At 69.6% G+C, this 15111-nt stretch carries 14 protein-coding genes; 12 read left to right on the forward strand and 2 right to left on the reverse strand.

Features of this window, described 5'->3' with window-relative positions; translation table 11 throughout:
- Window positions 1–5 precede the first annotated feature (5 nt).
- The 11 genes from OG714_RS41560 to metK all read left to right on the forward strand — a co-directional run bounded on the left by OG714_RS41560 (window position 6) and on the right by metK (window position 12712).
- Window positions 6–1292 carry a dihydroorotase gene (locus OG714_RS41560; protein ID WP_406128896.1) on the forward strand — a complete coding sequence of 429 codons (1287 nt, stop codon included), beginning with the start codon at window positions 6–8 and terminating at the stop codon, window positions 1290–1292.
- Window positions 1289–1882 (forward strand): hypothetical protein, encoded by a 594-nt coding sequence (locus tag OG714_RS41565; protein WP_406128897.1) that lies wholly within the window; start codon window positions 1289–1291, stop codon window positions 1880–1882. Before OG714_RS41560 ends, OG714_RS41565 begins: the two co-directional genes overlap by 4 nt.
- Window positions 1879–3036: a glutamine-hydrolyzing carbamoyl-phosphate synthase small subunit gene (gene carA, locus OG714_RS41570; RefSeq protein ID WP_406128898.1), complete on the forward strand. Its 1158-nt coding sequence runs from the start codon at window positions 1879–1881 to the stop codon at window positions 3034–3036. Before OG714_RS41565 ends, carA begins: the two co-directional genes overlap by 4 nt.
- A complete protein-coding gene (carB, locus tag OG714_RS41575; protein WP_406128900.1) occupies window positions 3029–6337 on the forward strand; it encodes a carbamoyl-phosphate synthase large subunit in 3309 nt (1102 codons plus the stop codon). Before carA ends, carB begins: the two co-directional genes overlap by 8 nt.
- 74 nt (window positions 6338–6411) lie before the next feature.
- Window positions 6412–7518 carry a quinone-dependent dihydroorotate dehydrogenase gene (locus OG714_RS41580; protein WP_406128901.1) on the forward strand — a complete coding sequence of 369 codons (1107 nt, stop codon included), beginning with the start codon at window positions 6412–6414 and terminating at the stop codon, window positions 7516–7518.
- A complete protein-coding gene (gene pyrF / locus OG714_RS41585) occupies window positions 7515–8360 on the forward strand; it encodes an orotidine-5'-phosphate decarboxylase (RefSeq protein ID WP_406128903.1) in 846 nt (281 codons plus the stop codon). The genes OG714_RS41580 and pyrF overlap by 4 nt, the downstream gene beginning before the upstream one ends.
- Window positions 8361–8649: 289 nt before the next feature.
- Window positions 8650–8973, forward strand: a complete 324-nt coding sequence (locus tag OG714_RS41590; protein ID WP_019059734.1) for an integration host factor — start codon at window positions 8650–8652, stop codon at window positions 8971–8973.
- A 59-nt stretch (window positions 8974–9032) separates the two neighbouring features.
- Window positions 9033–9626, forward strand: a complete 594-nt coding sequence (gene gmk / locus OG714_RS41595; protein ID WP_366097417.1) for a guanylate kinase — start codon at window positions 9033–9035, stop codon at window positions 9624–9626.
- A gap of 40 nt (window positions 9627–9666) precedes the next feature.
- Entirely contained in the window at window positions 9667–9939 is a 273-nt protein-coding gene (rpoZ, locus tag OG714_RS41600) for a DNA-directed RNA polymerase subunit omega (RefSeq protein ID WP_019059732.1), read from the forward strand.
- Between the two features lie 112 nt (window positions 9940–10051).
- Window positions 10052–11254: a bifunctional phosphopantothenoylcysteine decarboxylase/phosphopantothenate--cysteine ligase CoaBC gene (gene coaBC / locus OG714_RS41605; protein WP_406128905.1), complete on the forward strand. Its 1203-nt coding sequence runs from the start codon at window positions 10052–10054 to the stop codon at window positions 11252–11254.
- 249 nt (window positions 11255–11503) lie between these two features.
- Window positions 11504–12712, forward strand: coding sequence for a methionine adenosyltransferase (gene metK, locus OG714_RS41610; protein ID WP_406128907.1), 1209 nt, complete (start codon window positions 11504–11506; stop codon window positions 12710–12712).
- Between the two features lie 73 nt (window positions 12713–12785).
- Here metK and OG714_RS41615 read toward each other — a convergent pair whose 3' ends face one another.
- Entirely contained in the window at window positions 12786–13562 is a 777-nt protein-coding gene (locus OG714_RS41615) for an ABC transporter permease (protein ID WP_406128909.1), read from the reverse strand.
- Complete coding sequence (locus OG714_RS41620) at window positions 13552–14466, reverse strand: ABC transporter ATP-binding protein (protein ID WP_406128911.1); 915 nt, start codon at window positions 14464–14466, stop codon at window positions 13552–13554. Before OG714_RS41620 ends, OG714_RS41615 begins: the two co-directional genes overlap by 11 nt.
- 68 nt (window positions 14467–14534) lie before the next feature.
- Here OG714_RS41620 and OG714_RS41625 point away from each other — a divergent pair, with 68 nt between their 5' ends.
- Entirely contained in the window at window positions 14535–15065 is a 531-nt protein-coding gene (locus tag OG714_RS41625) for a TetR/AcrR family transcriptional regulator (RefSeq protein ID WP_406128913.1), read from the forward strand.
- The last annotated feature ends 46 nt before the right edge of the window (window positions 15066–15111 follow it).

A 15111-nucleotide genomic window follows, 5' to 3' on the forward strand; every position in this document is an offset into this window, starting at 1 on the left:
GTCACATGAGCAAGATCCTGATCCGTGGTGCGAAGATCCTCGGCGGCGAGCCGCAGGACGTGCTGATCGACGGGGACACCATCGCCGAGGTCGGCAGCGGACTGTCCGCCGAGGGTGCCGAGGTCGTCGAGGCCGACGGCAAGGTGCTGCTGCCGGGTCTCGTCGACTTGCACACCCATCTCCGCGAGCCCGGCCGCGAGGACTCCGAGACGGTCCTGACCGGTACCCGTGCCGCCGCCAGCGGTGGCTACACGGCCGTGTTCGCCATGGCCAACACCTTCCCCGTCGCCGACACCGCCGGTGTCGTCGAGCAGGTCTACCGGCTCGGCCAGGAGCACGGCTACTGCGACGTGCAGCCCATCGGCGCCGTCACCGTCGGCCTGGAGGGCAAGAAGCTCGCCGAGCTGGGCGCGATGCACGAGTCGGCCGCCGGGGTCACCGTCTTCTCCGACGACGGCAAGTGCGTCGACGACGCGGTGATCATGCGCCGCGCGCTGGAGTACGTGAAGGCCTTCGGGGGAGTCGTCGCCCAGCACGCGCAGGAGCCGCGGCTCACCGAGGGCGCCCAGATGAACGAGGGTGTCGTCTCCGCCGAACTCGGGCTCGGGGGCTGGCCGGCGGTGGCCGAAGAATCGATCATCGCCCGGGATGTCCTGCTCGCCGAGCACGTCGGTTCCCGCGTCCACATCTGCCACCTGTCGACCGCCGGGTCCGTCGAGATCGTCCGCTGGGCCAAGTCCCGGGGCATCGACGTCACCGCCGAGGTCACCCCGCACCACCTCCTCCTCACGGATGAGCTGGTGCGCTCCTACAACCCCGTCTACAAGGTCAACCCGCCGCTGCGCACCGAGCGCGACGTGCTGGCCCTGCGCGAGGCGCTCGCCGACGGCACGATCGACATCGTCGCCACCGACCACGCCCCGCACCCGCACGAGGACAAGGACTGCGAGTGGGCCGCCGCCGCCATGGGGATGGTCGGCCTGGAGACCGCGTTGTCAGTGGTGCAGGAGACCATGGTGGACACCGGGCTCCTCACCTGGACCGGGGTCGCCGAGCGCATGTCCGTCAAGCCCGCCGAGATCGGGCGGGCGGTGGGCCACGGCCGTCCCGTCTCGGCTGGTGAGCCCGCCAACCTCACGCTCGTCGACACGGAATACCGTGGGTCGGTGGACCCCGCGGGCTTCGCTTCGCGCAGTCGCAACACCCCGTACGAGGGGCGTGAGCTGCCGGGCCGTGTGACGCACACCTGGCTCCGGGGCAAGGCCACGCTCGTCGACGGGAAGCTCACGTGACACCTCTGGAACTGACCCACCTCGCGGCCGGGGAGAAGTCCGCCCCGGTGACCGACTGGGCCGCCCGTATCGGCTGGCTCGTCGGCCTCGCCCTGTTCATCGCGCTCGTCTACTGGCTGATGCGCGAGGGCTGGAAGTGGCGCGGCACGCTCCAGGGCGACCTGCCCGAACTTCCCACCGCGCCGGAAGACCTGGGCGAGGCGAAACTGGCTGTGTTGTCGATGAGTGGCCGCTACCACGGCTCCACCACCGCCGGGCAGTGGCTCGACCGCATCGTGGCGCACGGCCTGGGCACCCGCAGCCGGGTCGAGCTGACCCTGACGGAGGCCGGCCTGGATGTCGTACGACCGGGAGCCACCGACTTCTTCATCCCGGCCGGGGCGCTGCGCGAGGCCCTGCTCGGCAAGGGCATCGCCGGGAAGGTCCTCAGCGAGGGCGGTCTCCTGGTCGTGACGTGGGCGCACGGGGACCGGCTGATCGACTCCGGGTTCCGCTCGGATCACGCCGCCGAGCACGCGGAGTGGGTCGACACCCTGAACAGCATGATCAACAAGAGTCTCGAAACGACCGACACGGAAGGCGCACGATGACGACCTCCATCCAGGGAGCGGCCTCGCAGAGGCACAAGGCAGCTCCCGCCGTACTCGTCCTGGAGGACGGCCGGATCTTCCGCGGCCGCGCCTACGGGTCCGTGGGGGTGACCTTCGGCGAGGCCGTGTTCTCCACCGGCATGACCGGCTACCAGGAGACCCTCACCGACCCGTCGTACCACCGCCAGGTCGTCGTGATGACCGCCCCGCACATCGGCAACACCGGTGTGAACGACGAGGACCCCGAGTCGGCCCGCATCTGGGTCGCCGGTTACGTGGTGCGCGACCCCGCGCGCGTGCCGTCCAACTGGCGCTCCCGCCGCTCGCTGGACGAGGAGCTGCGCAACCAGGGTGTCGTCGGGATCTCCGGCATCGACACGCGCGCGTTGACCCGCCATCTGCGCGAGCGCGGCGCGATGAGGGTCGGCATCTTCTCCGGCCCCTCGCTGCCCGACGACGACACCATGCTCGCCGAGGTGCGCGAGGCCCCCGAGATGACGGGCGCTGACCTCTCCGCCGAGGTCGCGACCAAGGAGGCGTACGTCGTCCCCGCGATCGGTGAGAAGAAGTTCACCGTCGCCGCCGTCGACCTCGGCATCAAGGGCATGACCCCCCACCGGATGGCAGAGCGTGGCATCGAGGTGCACGTGCTCCCGGCCACCGCGACCGTCGAGGACGTCTACGCGGTACAGCCCGACGGGGTCTTCTTCTCGAACGGACCCGGCGACCCCGCCACCGCCGACCACCCGGTCGCCGTCATGCGGGCGGTCCTGGAGCGCGGTACGCCGCTCTTCGGCATCTGCTTCGGCAACCAGATCCTGGGCCGCGCGCTCGGCTTCGGCACGTACAAGCTGAAGTACGGCCACCGGGGCATCAACCAGCCCGTGCAGGACCGTACGACCGGCAAGGTCGAGGTCACCGCGCACAACCACGGCTTCGCCGTCGACGCGCCCCTCGACAAGGTCTCCGACACGCCGTACGGCCGCGCCGAGGTCTCGCACGTCTGCCTGAACGACCAGGTCGTCGAGGGGCTGCGGCTGCTCGACCGGCCGGCGTTCAGCGTCCAGTACCACCCCGAGGCGGCGGCCGGCCCGCACGACGCCGCCTACCTGTTCGACCGCTTCACGTCTTTGATGGAGGGCCAGCGTGCCTAAGCGCACCGATATCCAGTCCGTCCTGGTCATCGGCTCCGGCCCGATCGTCATCGGCCAGGCCGCCGAGTTCGACTACTCCGGCACCCAGGCCTGCCGCATCCTGCGCGCCGAGGGCCTCCGCGTCATCCTGGTCAACTCCAACCCGGCGACGATCATGACCGACCCGGAGATCGCCGACGCCACCTACGTCGAGCCGATCACCCCGGACTTCGTCGAGAAGATCATCGCCAAGGAGCGCCCGGACGCCCTCCTGCCCACCCTGGGCGGTCAGACGGCGCTCAACACCGCCATCTCGCTGCACGAGGCGGGCACCCTGGAGAAGTACGGCGTCGAGCTCATCGGCGCCAACGTCGAGGCCATCCACAAGGGTGAGGACCGCAACCTCTTCAAGGACGTCGTCGAGGCCGTCCGCCAGAAGATCGGCTACGGCGAGTCCGCCCGCTCGGTCATCTGCCACTCCATGGACGACGTGCTCGCGGGCGTCGACACCCTCGGCGGCTACCCGGTCGTCGTCCGCCCCTCCTTCACCATGGGCGGCGCCGGCTCCGGCTTCGCGCACGACGAGGAGGAGCTGCGCCGCATCGCCGGCCAGGGCCTCACCCTCTCGCCGACCACCGAGGTCCTCCTGGAGGAGTCCATCCTCGGCTGGAAGGAGTACGAGCTGGAGCTGATGCGCGACAAGAACGACAACGTGGTCGTCGTCTGCTCCATCGAGAACTTCGACCCCATGGGCGTGCACACCGGCGACTCGATCACCGTCGCCCCGGCGATGACGCTCACCGACCGCGAGTACCAGGTGCTGCGCGACGTGGGCATCGCGATCATCCGCGAGGTCGGCGTCGACACCGGCGGTTGCAACATCCAGTTCGCGATCGACCCGGTCGACGGCCGCGTCATCGTCATCGAGATGAACCCGCGCGTGTCCCGTTCCTCGGCCCTCGCCTCCAAGGCGACCGGCTTCCCGATCGCCAAGATCGCCGCCAAGCTGGCCGTCGGCTACACGCTCGACGAGATCCCGAACGACATCACGCGCGAGACCCCGGCCTCCTTCGAGCCGACCCTCGACTACGTGGTCGTGAAGGCCCCGCGTTTCGCCTTCGAGAAGTTCCCGTCGGCGGACTCGACGCTGACGACCACCATGAAGTCGGTCGGCGAGGCCATGGCCATCGGCCGCAACTTCACCGAGGCCTTCCAGAAGGCGCTGCGCTCCCTGGAGAAGAAGGGCAGCCAGTTCACCTTCGTCGGCGAGCCCGGCGACAAGGTCCAGCTCCTGGAGGAGGCCGTACGGCCGACCGACGGCCGGATCAACACCGTCATGCAGGCCATCCGCGCGGGCGCCACCCAGGAGGAGATCTTCGAGTACACGAAGATCGACCCCTGGTTCGTCGACCAGCTCTTCCTCATCAAGGAGATCGCCGACGAGCTGGCCGCCGCCGACAAGCTGGACCCGGAGCTGCTCGCCGAGGCCAAGCGGCACGGCTTCTCCGACCAGCAGATCGGCGAGATCCGAGGCCTGCGCGAGGACGTCGTCCGCGAGGTCCGGCACGCGCTCGGCATCCGCCCCGTCTACAAGACGGTCGACACCTGCGCCGCCGAGTTCGCCGCGAAGACGCCGTACTTCTACTCGTCCTACGACGAGGAGAACGAGGTCGCCACGCGCGAGAAGCCCGCGGTCATCATCCTGGGGTCGGGCCCCAACCGCATCGGCCAGGGCATCGAGTTCGACTACTCCTGCGTCCACGCCTCCTTCGCGCTCAGCGACGCGGGCTACGAGACCGTGATGGTCAACTGCAACCCCGAGACCGTCTCCACGGACTACGACACCTCCGACCGCCTGTACTTCGAGCCGCTCACGCTCGAAGACGTGCTGGAGATCGTCCACGCGGAGTCCCTGGCCGGTCCGGTCGCGGGCGTGATCGTGCAGCTCGGCGGCCAGACCCCGCTCGGTCTCGCCCAGGCACTCAAGGACAACGGCGTCCCGATCGTCGGCACCCCGCCCGAGGCGATCCACGCAGCCGAGGACCGCGGCGCCTTCGGCCAGGTCCTCGCGGAGGCGGGCCTCCCCGCCCCCAAGCACGGCACCGCGACGACCTTCGTCGGCGCCAAGGCCATCGCCGACGAGATCGGCTACCCGGTCCTCGTCCGCCCGTCGTACGTCCTGGGCGGACGCGGCATGGAGATCGTCTATGACGAGACCCGCCTTGAGTCGTACATCGCCGAGTCCACCGAGATCAGCCCCTCCCGGCCGGTCCTGGTCGACCGCTTCCTCGACGACGCCATCGAGATCGACGTCGACGCGCTCTACGACGGCCACGAGCTGTACCTCGGCGGCGTCATGGAGCACATCGAGGAGGCCGGCATCCACTCCGGCGACTCGGCCTGCGCCCTGCCGCCGATCACCCTGGGCGGCTTCGACATCAAGCGCCTGCGGGCCTCGACGGAGGCCATCGCCAAGGGAGTCGGCGTCCGCGGGCTGATCAACATCCAGTTCGCGATGGCCGGCGACATCCTCTACGTCCTGGAGGCCAACCCGCGCGCGTCCCGTACGGTCCCCTTCACCTCGAAGGCGACCGCCGTACCGCTCGCGAAGGCCGCCGCCCGTATCTCGCTGGGCGCGACCGTCGCCGAACTGCGCGCCGAGGGGCTGCTCCCGGCCCACGGCGACGGCGGTGAACTCCCGCTGGACGCGCCGATCTCCGTCAAGGAGGCCGTCATGCCGTGGTCGCGCTTCCGCGACATCCACGGGCGTGGCGTCGACACCGTCCTCGGCCCGGAGATGCGCTCCACCGGCGAGGTCATGGGCATCGACTCCGTCTTCGGCACGGCGTACGCCAAGTCCCAGGCGGGCGCCTACGGCCCGCTGCCCACCAAGGGCCGCGCGTTCATCTCGGTCGCCAACCGTGACAAGCGCTCGATGATCTTCCCGGCGCGCGAACTGGTCGCCCACGGCTTCGAGTTGCTCGCCACCTCCGGCACCGCCGAGGTCCTCAAGCGCAACGGCCTGAACGCGACGGTCGTCCGCAAGCAGTCCGAGGGCGTCGGCCCGAACGGCGAGAAGACCATCGTCCAGCTCATCCACGACGGCGAGGTCGACCTCATCGTCAACACGCCCTACGGCACCGGCGGCCGCCTCGACGGCTACGAGATCCGTACGGCGGCCGTGGCACGGTCCGTGCCCTGCCTCACGACGGTCCAGGCGCTCGCCGCCGCCGTCCAGGGTATCGACGCCCTCAACCACGGTGACGTGGGCGTGCGTTCACTCCAGGAACACGCAGAACACCTGACCGCGGCCCGCGACTAGCAGCCTTGAGGGGGACACCGGAAACGGTGTCCCCCTCTTCATGAGGTCACCAGAGGCTTCAAGAGGACACCGACATGTACAAGCTTTTCTTCCGTCTGGTCTTCAAACGGATGGACCCTGAGCAGGCCCACCACCTCGCCTTCCGCTGGATCCGGCTCGCCGTCCGAATCCCCGTCCTGCGCACGTTCGTCGCCGCCGCCCTCGCGCCCCGGTTCGAGGAGCTGCGGACCGAGGCCTTCGGGCTGCGGATGCACGGCCCCTTCGGGCTCGCCGCCGGTTTCGACAAGAACGCGGTCGCGATCGACGGCATGTCGATGCTCGGCTTCGACCACGTCGAGATCGGCACGGTCACGGGGGAGCCGCAGCCCGGCAACCCCAAGAAACGGCTGTTCCGCCTTGTGCCGGACCGGGCGCTGATCAACCGCATGGGGTTCAACAACGAGGGCTCCGAGGCCGTGGCGGCCCGCCTGGCGGCTCGTGAGGCGGTCTTCCGGACCGTCGTGGGCGTCAACATCGGCAAGACCAAGGTCGTACCCGAGGAAGAGGCCGTCGGCGACTACGTGAAGTCGACCGAGCGACTCGCCCGGCACGCCGACTATCTCGTCGTCAACGTGTCGTCGCCCAACACGCCCGGGCTGCGCAACCTCCAGGCGACCGAGGCGCTCCGCCCGCTGCTGACCGCCGTCCGTGAGGCCGCCGACCGCGCGGTGACCGACCGCCGCGTCCCGCTGCTGGTGAAGATCGCCCCGGACCTCGCCGACGAGGACGTGGACGCCGTGGCCGACCTCGCCGTGGAACTCGGTCTGGACGGCATCATCGCCACGAACACGACCATCGCGCGCGAGGGACTCGGCCTGACATCCGAACCGGAGCTCGTCAAGGAGACCGGCGGACTGTCCGGGGCCCCGCTGAAGGCTCGTTCCCTGGAGGTACTGCGCCGCCTCTACGCGCGCGTGGGCGACCGCATCACCCTCGTCGGCGTCGGCGGCATCGAGAACGCCGAGGACGCCTGGCAGCGCATCCTCGCCGGAGCCACGCTCGTGCAGGGCTACAGCGCCTTCATCTACGAAGGGCCGTTCTACGCTCGCGACCTCCACAAGGGCCTCGCCGCGCGCCTGCGCACGAGCCCGTACGCCACCCTCGCCGACGCGGTCGGCGCCGACACAAGGAAGCCGGTATGAGCCCTCTCGAACCCTTTGGCGCACGTCTCCGCCGAGCCATGGACGAACGCGGACCGCTCTGCGTCGGCATCGACCCGCACGCCTCGCTGCTCACCGAGTGGGGCCTGAACGACGACATCGCCGGACTGGAGCGGTTCAGCCGCACGGTCGTCGAGGCACTCGCCGACCGGGTCGCCGTCCTCAAGCCGCAGAGCGCCTTCTTCGAACGCTTCGGCTCGCGCGGGATCGCCGTCCTGGAGAAGTCCGTCGAGGAGGCGCGGGCGGCCGGCGCGCTGATCGTGATGGACGCCAAGCGCGGCGACATCGGCTCGACCATGGCCGCGTACGCCGAGTCCTTCCTCCGGAAGGACTCCCCGCTCTTCTCCGACGCGCTGACCGTCTCGCCGTATCTCGGCTACGGCTCGCTCGCCCCGGCGATCGAACTGGCGCGGGAGAGCGGCACGGGCCTCTTCGTCCTCGCGCTGACCTCCAACCCGGAGGGCGGCGAGGTGCAGCACGCGGTCCGCGCGGACGGCCGGAACATCGGAGCGACCATGCTGGCCCACCTGGCCGCCGAGAACGCGGGGGAGGAGCCGCTGGGCTCCTTCGGGGCCGTCGTCGGCGCCACGCTGGGCGACCTGTCGTCGTACGACCTCGCGGTCAACGGTCCGATCCTCGCGCCCGGCATCGGGGCGCAGGGGGCTACTCCGGCCGATCTGCCCCGGGTCTTCGGGGAGGCGCTGCGGAATGTCGTTCCGAACGTGAGCCGGAGTGTTCTACGTCACGGTCCCGACGTGGGAGCCCTGCGGACGGCCTCGGACGGCTTCGCGGAGGAGATCCGCGTCGCCTTTGCGACCGTCTGAGGTGTTCGAACGGGTCGATCGAGTCCTCCGATGAGTGGCTCGACGAGCGACTCCGGAGCGACTTGAGTCTGAATACATCCTCAAATCAGGGGCATTATGTCGGGAATGTCCGGCCTGGCGCAGGCTGACCAGGACTTTTCCTCTGTTCTCGCTGACTCTGGCGTCCCTGGCCGCTAGTCTCCGAGCAGAGTCAACGGGCAAGCGTGTTGCTCGTAGCTCCCCAGGTGTGGGGCGACTAGGTTCCTCACCGGTCCGTATCCGACAGTTCGACATCCGAGGTGACGTAGGCGTGGCTCTTCCGCCCCTTACCCCTGAACAGCGCGCAGCCGCGCTCGAAAAGGCCGCCGCGGCTCGCCGGGAGCGGGCCGAGGTCAAGAATCGACTCAAGCACTCCGGCGCCTCCCTGCATGACGTCATCAAGCAGGGCCAGGAGAACGACGTCATCGGCAAGATGAAGGTCTCCGCCCTGCTTGAGTCCCTGCCCGGCGTGGGCAAGGTCCGCGCCAAGCAGATCATGGAGCGACTCGGTATCTCCGAGAGCCGCCGTGTCCGTGGCCTTGGTTCCAACCAGATCGCCTCCCTGGAGCGTGAGTTCGGCAGCACTGGTTCCTGAGTCCGGATACTCCGGACCAGGAGTCCCGGGCGCACCGGGATTGCTGGAATAATCGCTGCATGGCTGCAACATTCCGGGGGACGACCCCCGAGCCCCCGGACGTACGTCCGCGGCTGACCGTGCTCTCCGGCCCCTCTGGGGTCGGCAAGAGCACGGTCGTCGCCCATATGCGCAAGGAACACCCCGAGGTGTGGCTCTCGGTGTCGGCGACGACCCGCAGGCCCCGCCCCGGCGAGAAGCACGGCGTCCACTACTTCTTCGTCTCCGACGAGGAGATGGACAAGCTGATCGCCAACGGCGAGCTTCTGGAGTGGGCCGAATTCGCGGGCAACCGCTACGGCACGCCGCGTACCGCCGTGCTCGAGCATCTGGAGTCCGGCGTGCCGGTCCTCCTGGAGATCGATCTCCAGGGCGCCCGGCAGGTCCGCGAGTCCATGTCCGAGGCCCACTCGGTGTTCCTGGCTCCTCCCTCCTGGGAGGAGCTGGTGCGCAGGCTCACCGGACGGGGCACCGAGCCGCCCGAGGTGATCGAGCGCCGCCTGGACGCGGCCAAGATCGAGCTCGCGGCGGAGCCCGAGTTCGACGCGACCCTGGTCAACACCTCCGTCGAGGACGTAGCGCGCGAGCTGCTAGCCTTGATGGAAGTTGTGTGATCGTTTTTCCGATCTCATCCCATCTTTCGGAAGGCAGAGCGTGTCCTCTTCCATCACCGCTCCCGAGGGCATCATCAACCCTCCGATCGACGAGCTCCTCGAGGCCACCGACTCGAAGTACAGCCTCGTGATCTACGCCGCCAAGCGTGCCCGTCAGATCAACGCGTACTACTCGCAGCTCGGCGAGGGCCTGCTCGAGTACGTCGGTCCGCTCGTCGACACGCACGTCCACGAGAAGCCGCTCTCCATCGCCCTGCGCGAGATCAACGCGGGTCTGCTGACCTCCGAGGCCGTCGAGGGCCCCGCGACCTGAGACGCAGCAGCTTTATCCACAGGCCCGGCAGCGACTGTCGGGCCTGTGGTGTGTCATGGAGTCGTACAGGTCGCACGAGTCGCACGCACGTTTCCGAATTCGGGGAGAGACGGTGGACAAGCCCAAGGTCGTTCTGGGGGTCAGCGGTGGCATCGCCGCGTACAAGGCCTGTGAGCTGCTGCGCAGACTGACGGAGTCGGGCCATGACGTCCGCGTCGTCCCCACCGCGTCCGCCCTGCACTTCGTGGGCGCGGCCACCTGGTCCGCGCTCTCCGGGCACCCCGTCTCGACCGAGGTGTGGGACGACGTCCACGAGGTCCCACATGTGCGCATCGGCCAGAGCGCCGACCTGGTGATCGTGGCGCCGGCGACGACCGACATGCTGGCGAAGGCGGCCCATGGCCTGGCCGACGACCTCCTCACCAACACCCTCCTCACCGCCCGCTGCCCGGTCGTCTTCGCGCCCGCCATGCACACGGAGATGTGGGAACACCCGGCCACCCAGGAGAACGTGGCGACACTGCGCCGCCGCGGCGCCGTGGTGATCGAACCCGCCGTCGGCAGGCTGACCGGCGTCGACACCGGCAAGGGCCGGCTGCCCGACCCCACCGAGATCTTCGAGGTCTGCCGCCGGGTGCTCGCGCGGGGCGTCACCGAGCCCGACCTCAAGGGCCGGCACGTCGTCGTCAGCGCCGGCGGCACCCGCGAGCCCCTCGACCCGGTCCGGTTCCTCGGCAACCGCTCTTCCGGCAAGCAGGGCTACGCCCTCGCCCGCACCGCCGCCGCCCGGGGCGCCCGCGTCACGCTGATCGCGGCGAACACGGGACTGCCGGACCCGGCGGGCGTGGACGTCGTCCCGGTCGGGACCGCCGTACAGCTGCGGGAGGCGGTGCTGAAGGCTGCCGCGGACGCGGACGCGGTCGTCATGGCGGCGGCGGTCGCGGACTTCCGTCCGGCCGAGTACGCGGACGGGAAGATCAAGAAGAAGGACGGCAAGGACCCCGACCCGATCGTCCTGGTGCGGAATCCGGACATCCTCGCGGAGATCTCCGCCGACCGGGCCCGCCCCGGACAGGTGGTCGTCGGGTTCGCCGCCGAGACGGACGACGTCCTCGCCAACGGCCGTACCAAACTGGCACGCAAGGGGTGCGATCTGCTGGTGGTGAACGAGGTGGGAGAGCGCAAGACGTTCGGTTCCGAGGAGAACGAGGCGGTTGTGCTGGGTGCCGACGGCAGCGAGACCGCCGTCCCGTACGGCCCGAAGGAAGCCCTGGCCGAGACCGTGTGGGACCTGGTGGCACACCGTCTGGCCTGATTTGTTTCAGCCATCTGTCAGCCGTCTGTCAGTTCGCCGAAACCTGACATTGGTGCGTGGCGGCTCTGGCCAACGGCACTCGGCATTCGGCAAAATGCGCGTGCCGCAGGTCACAGGGTTTCCCGAGAGGCGAGACAGGGGGACCGTCTGTCGACCGCGACCGATAAACTGTTCTCGGACGACGTCGGGCGCAGCTCCCGTCCGTCCGCCAATGATCAGCCAGCAGCCGCTGCAACCTCAGGGAGCGTTGTGTCCCGTCGTCTGTTCACCTCGGAGTCCGTGACCGAAGGTCACCCCGACAAGATCGCTGACCAGATCAGCGACACCATTCTCGATGCGCTTCTGCGGGAGGACCCGAGTTCCCGGGTCGCCGTCGAGACGCTGATCACGACCGGCCTGGTGCACGTGGCCGGCGAGGTCACCACCAAGACCTACGCGCCCATCGCGCAGCTCGTCCGCGACAAGATCCTGGAGATCGGCTACGACTCCTCCAAGAAGGGCTTCGACGGCGCCTCCTGCGGTGTCTCGGTGTCCATCGGCGCGCAGTCCCCGGACATCGCGCAGGGCGTCGACACGGCGTACGAGAACCGTGTCGAGGGCGATGACGACGAGCTCGACAAGCAGGGCGCGGGCGACCAGGGCCTGATGTTCGGCTACGCGACGGACGAGACGCCGACGCTGATGCCGCTCCCGATCTTCCTCGCGCACCGCCTCGCCAAGCGCCTCTCGGAGGTCCGCAAGAACGGGACCATCCCGTACCTGCGCCCCGACGGCAAGACCCAGGTCACCATCGAGTACGACGGCGACAAGGCCGTCCGCCTCGACACGGTCGTCGTCTCCTCGCAGCACGCCTCCGACATCGACCTGGAGTCGCTGCTCGCCCCCGACATCCGCGAGTTCGTGGTCGAGGCCGAGCTGAAGGCCCTCCTGGAAGACGGCATCAAGCTCGACACGGAGAACTACCGCCTCCTGGTCAACCCGACCGGCCGCTTCGAGATCGGCGGCCCGATGGGCGACGCGGGTCTGACCGGCCGCAAGATCATCATCGACACCTACGGCGGCATGGCCCGCCACGGTGGCGGTGCGTTCTCGGGCAAGGACCCGTCCAAGGTGGACCGTTCGGCGGCGTACGCGATGCGCTGGGTCGCCAAGAACGTCGTCGCCGCGGGCCTCGCCTCGCGCTGCGAGGTCCAGGTCGCGTACGCGATCGGCAAGGCCGAGCCGGTGGGCCTGTTCGTCGAGACCTTCGGCACGGCCAAGGTCGACACGGACCGGATCGAGAAGGCGATCGACGAGGTCTTCGACCTCCGTCCGGCCGCCATCATCCGCGACCTCGACCTGCTGCGCCCGATCTACGCGCAGACCGCCGCCTACGGCCACTTCGGCCGCGAGATCCCCGACTTCACGTGGGAGCGCACCGACCGCGTGGACGCACTGCGCAAGGCCGCCGGACTGTAGGTCCCGCGCCTTCGACACGCTCTGCGAGGCCCGGTTTCCCTTGGGGGGAGCCGGGCCTCGGTGTTTCCCGGGATCAGCGGCGGATACGACGGGCCGACACAAGGAGTGCCGCTGCCGTGATGGCCGCGATGACCGCCGTCGAGTGTGTGTAGGCCCGGGTGTCGCCGGTGACCGCCGCCTGGAAGCCGTGGAGGGCCCAGTAGCCCGGGGTCGCGGGAGCCACCGTGGAGACCCAGTGGGGGAGGACGGTGAGGGGGACCAGGCAGCCGCTGAGGCAGGTGATCGTGAGGGCGCCGATGTCGGAGGCGGCGGCCAACTGGCCCTGGGTGCGGGTGTGGACGCCGAGTGCCAGGCCGCAGGAGGTGACGCAGGCCGCCCAGAGGAGGGCCAGCAGGGGGAGGCGCCAAGTGCCAGCAGCGAGAGGGAAGTCGAAGGCCGCGGTCGCGAAGAGGAACAGTACGGACTGTTGGGCCAGGAACAGGGCGATCAGGGGGACGGCTTTGCCGGTCAGGATCGTCGACGGGGACGCCGGGCCGGAGCGCAGGCGGTCCCAGGTGTGCCAGGTGCGTTCGGAGAGCAGGAGCTGGCCTGCCACGTCCAGGGCGAGCAGGGTGAACATCACCGTGATGCCCGGAGCGGCCTGCACGATGCCCGGTGTGCCGGGGGTGGCCAGGCGGTCGTACACCGGGTGGAGGACCGTCAGCAGCACCAGGGACATGACGGTGTAGGCGAGCGGGGTTCCGGGGTCCCGGATGAGCAGGACGAGGGTGTGGCGGGTCATTACCCTGGTGTGGCGGGCGGAGAGCGTGGGGGAGAAGCGTGCCGTGGCCGGCAGCGGATCAGGCTGCATCGTGGGCCCCCGTGGGGAGTTGGCGGGCGGCGAGGCCGCGGTAGAGGTCGTCGAGCGACGGTTCGCGGATCGCGGCCGAGCGGACGCGGGCGGTGTCGGGGCCCAGGTCCCGGAGGAGCCGGGCCAGTGCCCGGGCCGGGTCCGCGGTGCTGAAGCGCAGTTCCCCAGGGCGAGTCGAGGTCTGTGCCAGGTGCTCCGGTACGGCGCCGGTGAACGTCACCGTGACCTCTCCGGGGAGGCCGTCGAGGAGGTCGGCGCGGTTTCCGCGGGCGATCACGCGGCCGGACGCGGCGACCGCGAGTGTGGCGTCCAGGTGCTCCAACTCCGGTAGGTAGTGCGTGGTGTAGCAGATCGCGGCGCCTTCGTCGGCGCGGGTCCTGACGAGTCGTAGCAGCGCTTCCCGGGTGGTGGGGTCGGCGCCGACGGTGGGTTCGTCGAGCAGCAGCACGCGGGGGCGGGGGAGGAGGACCGTGGCTGCCTGTGCGCGGCGCTGCTGGCCGCCGGAGAGTGTCGCGATCGGGCGGTCGAGTACGTCGGTGAGGATCAACTCCTCTGCTACGGCGGCTGTTTCGGAGCGCAGTTCGGTCCGGCGCAGGCCGGCGAGACCGCCGTAGAGGCGCAGGTTCTGGCGGAGGGTGGCGGTCGGGTAGAGGGCCGGTTCCTGGGGGGCCAGGCCGATCAGGCCGCGGGCGGAGCGTGGGGCCGTGGCTAGGTCCAGGCCCGCTGCGCGGACCGAGCCCGCGTCGGGGTGTTCCAGGCCGGCGACTATGCGGGCGAAGGTGGTCTTGCCCGCGCCGTTGTGGCCGATCAGGCCGCAGATCTCGCCGGGCTCGATGTGCAGGTCGAAGCCGTCGAGGGCCTGGACGGGGCCCCATCGTTTGCGCAGGCCGCTGACGGTCAGCATGGTCGCTCCCTCGATATATACAACGTATACGTATACTGTGTATACGTAGCTTCGAGGGAAGGTGTCAAGTGACGCCACGACGGATCAGTCGTGATCAAGTGCTGGACGTGACATGGGAGTTGGCGACCCGGAAGGGGCTGTCGGCCGTCACGATGCGGGCCGTCGCGCAGGAGCTCGACGTCAACCCGATGACGCTCTACCGGCACGTCGGCGACAAGCAGGGACTTCTCGACGGCCTCGTGGAGCGGCTGTTGCTGGAGATCGAGGTGCCCGAACCCGGGCTCGACTGGCGTGGGCAACTGCGCCTGCTCGCCCGCAGCATGCGGGCCACGGCCCGGCGCCACCCCGACCTGTTCCTGCTGCTCTTCCAACGGCCGGCGGTCACCCCGGAGGCCGTCGGGCCGCGGAACGCGGTCTACGGCGCCCTGCGCGCCGCCGGTGTCCAGGAGGAGCGGATTCCGCGGGCCGAGCGGCTGCTGTCCACGTTCATGCTCGGGTTCGCCGCCTCGGAGGCCGGGGGGCGGTTCCGGGACGGTGACCCGGACGCGGACATGGCCTTCGCGGAAGACCTCATCGTCCAGCTCCTCGCCGGGGGCTAGAAGGTCGAGTGCGTACGGCGGGCGGCGGCCGTTGTCAGTGGCGTTT

This window comes from Streptomyces sp. NBC_00989, from assembly GCF_045162655.1.
Taxonomy (GTDB): domain Bacteria; phylum Actinomycetota; class Actinomycetes; order Streptomycetales; family Streptomycetaceae; genus Streptomyces.

What these genes read in the sequence shown, in the direction of transcription:
- OG714_RS41620 (WP_406128911.1), bottom strand. Translation starts at nt 14,466, where the DNA reads ATGCTGACCGTCAGCGGCCTGCGCAAACGATGGGGCCCCGTCCAGGCC.
- carA (WP_406128898.1), top strand. Translation starts at nt 1,879, where the DNA reads ATGACGACCTCCATCCAGGGAGCGGCCTCGCAGAGGCACAAGGCAGCT.
- pyrF (WP_406128903.1), top strand. Translation starts at nt 7,515, where the DNA reads ATGAGCCCTCTCGAACCCTTTGGCGCACGTCTCCGCCGAGCCATGGAC.
- gmk (WP_366097417.1), top strand. Translation starts at nt 9,033, where the DNA reads ATGGCTGCAACATTCCGGGGGACGACCCCCGAGCCCCCGGACGTACGT.
- OG714_RS41580 (WP_406128901.1), top strand. Translation starts at nt 6,412, where the DNA reads ATGTACAAGCTTTTCTTCCGTCTGGTCTTCAAACGGATGGACCCTGAG.
- OG714_RS41560 (WP_406128896.1), top strand. Translation starts at nt 6, where the DNA reads ATGAGCAAGATCCTGATCCGTGGTGCGAAGATCCTCGGCGGCGAGCCG.
- OG714_RS41615 (WP_406128909.1), bottom strand. Translation starts at nt 13,562, where the DNA reads ATGCAGCCTGATCCGCTGCCGGCCACGGCACGCTTCTCCCCCACGCTC.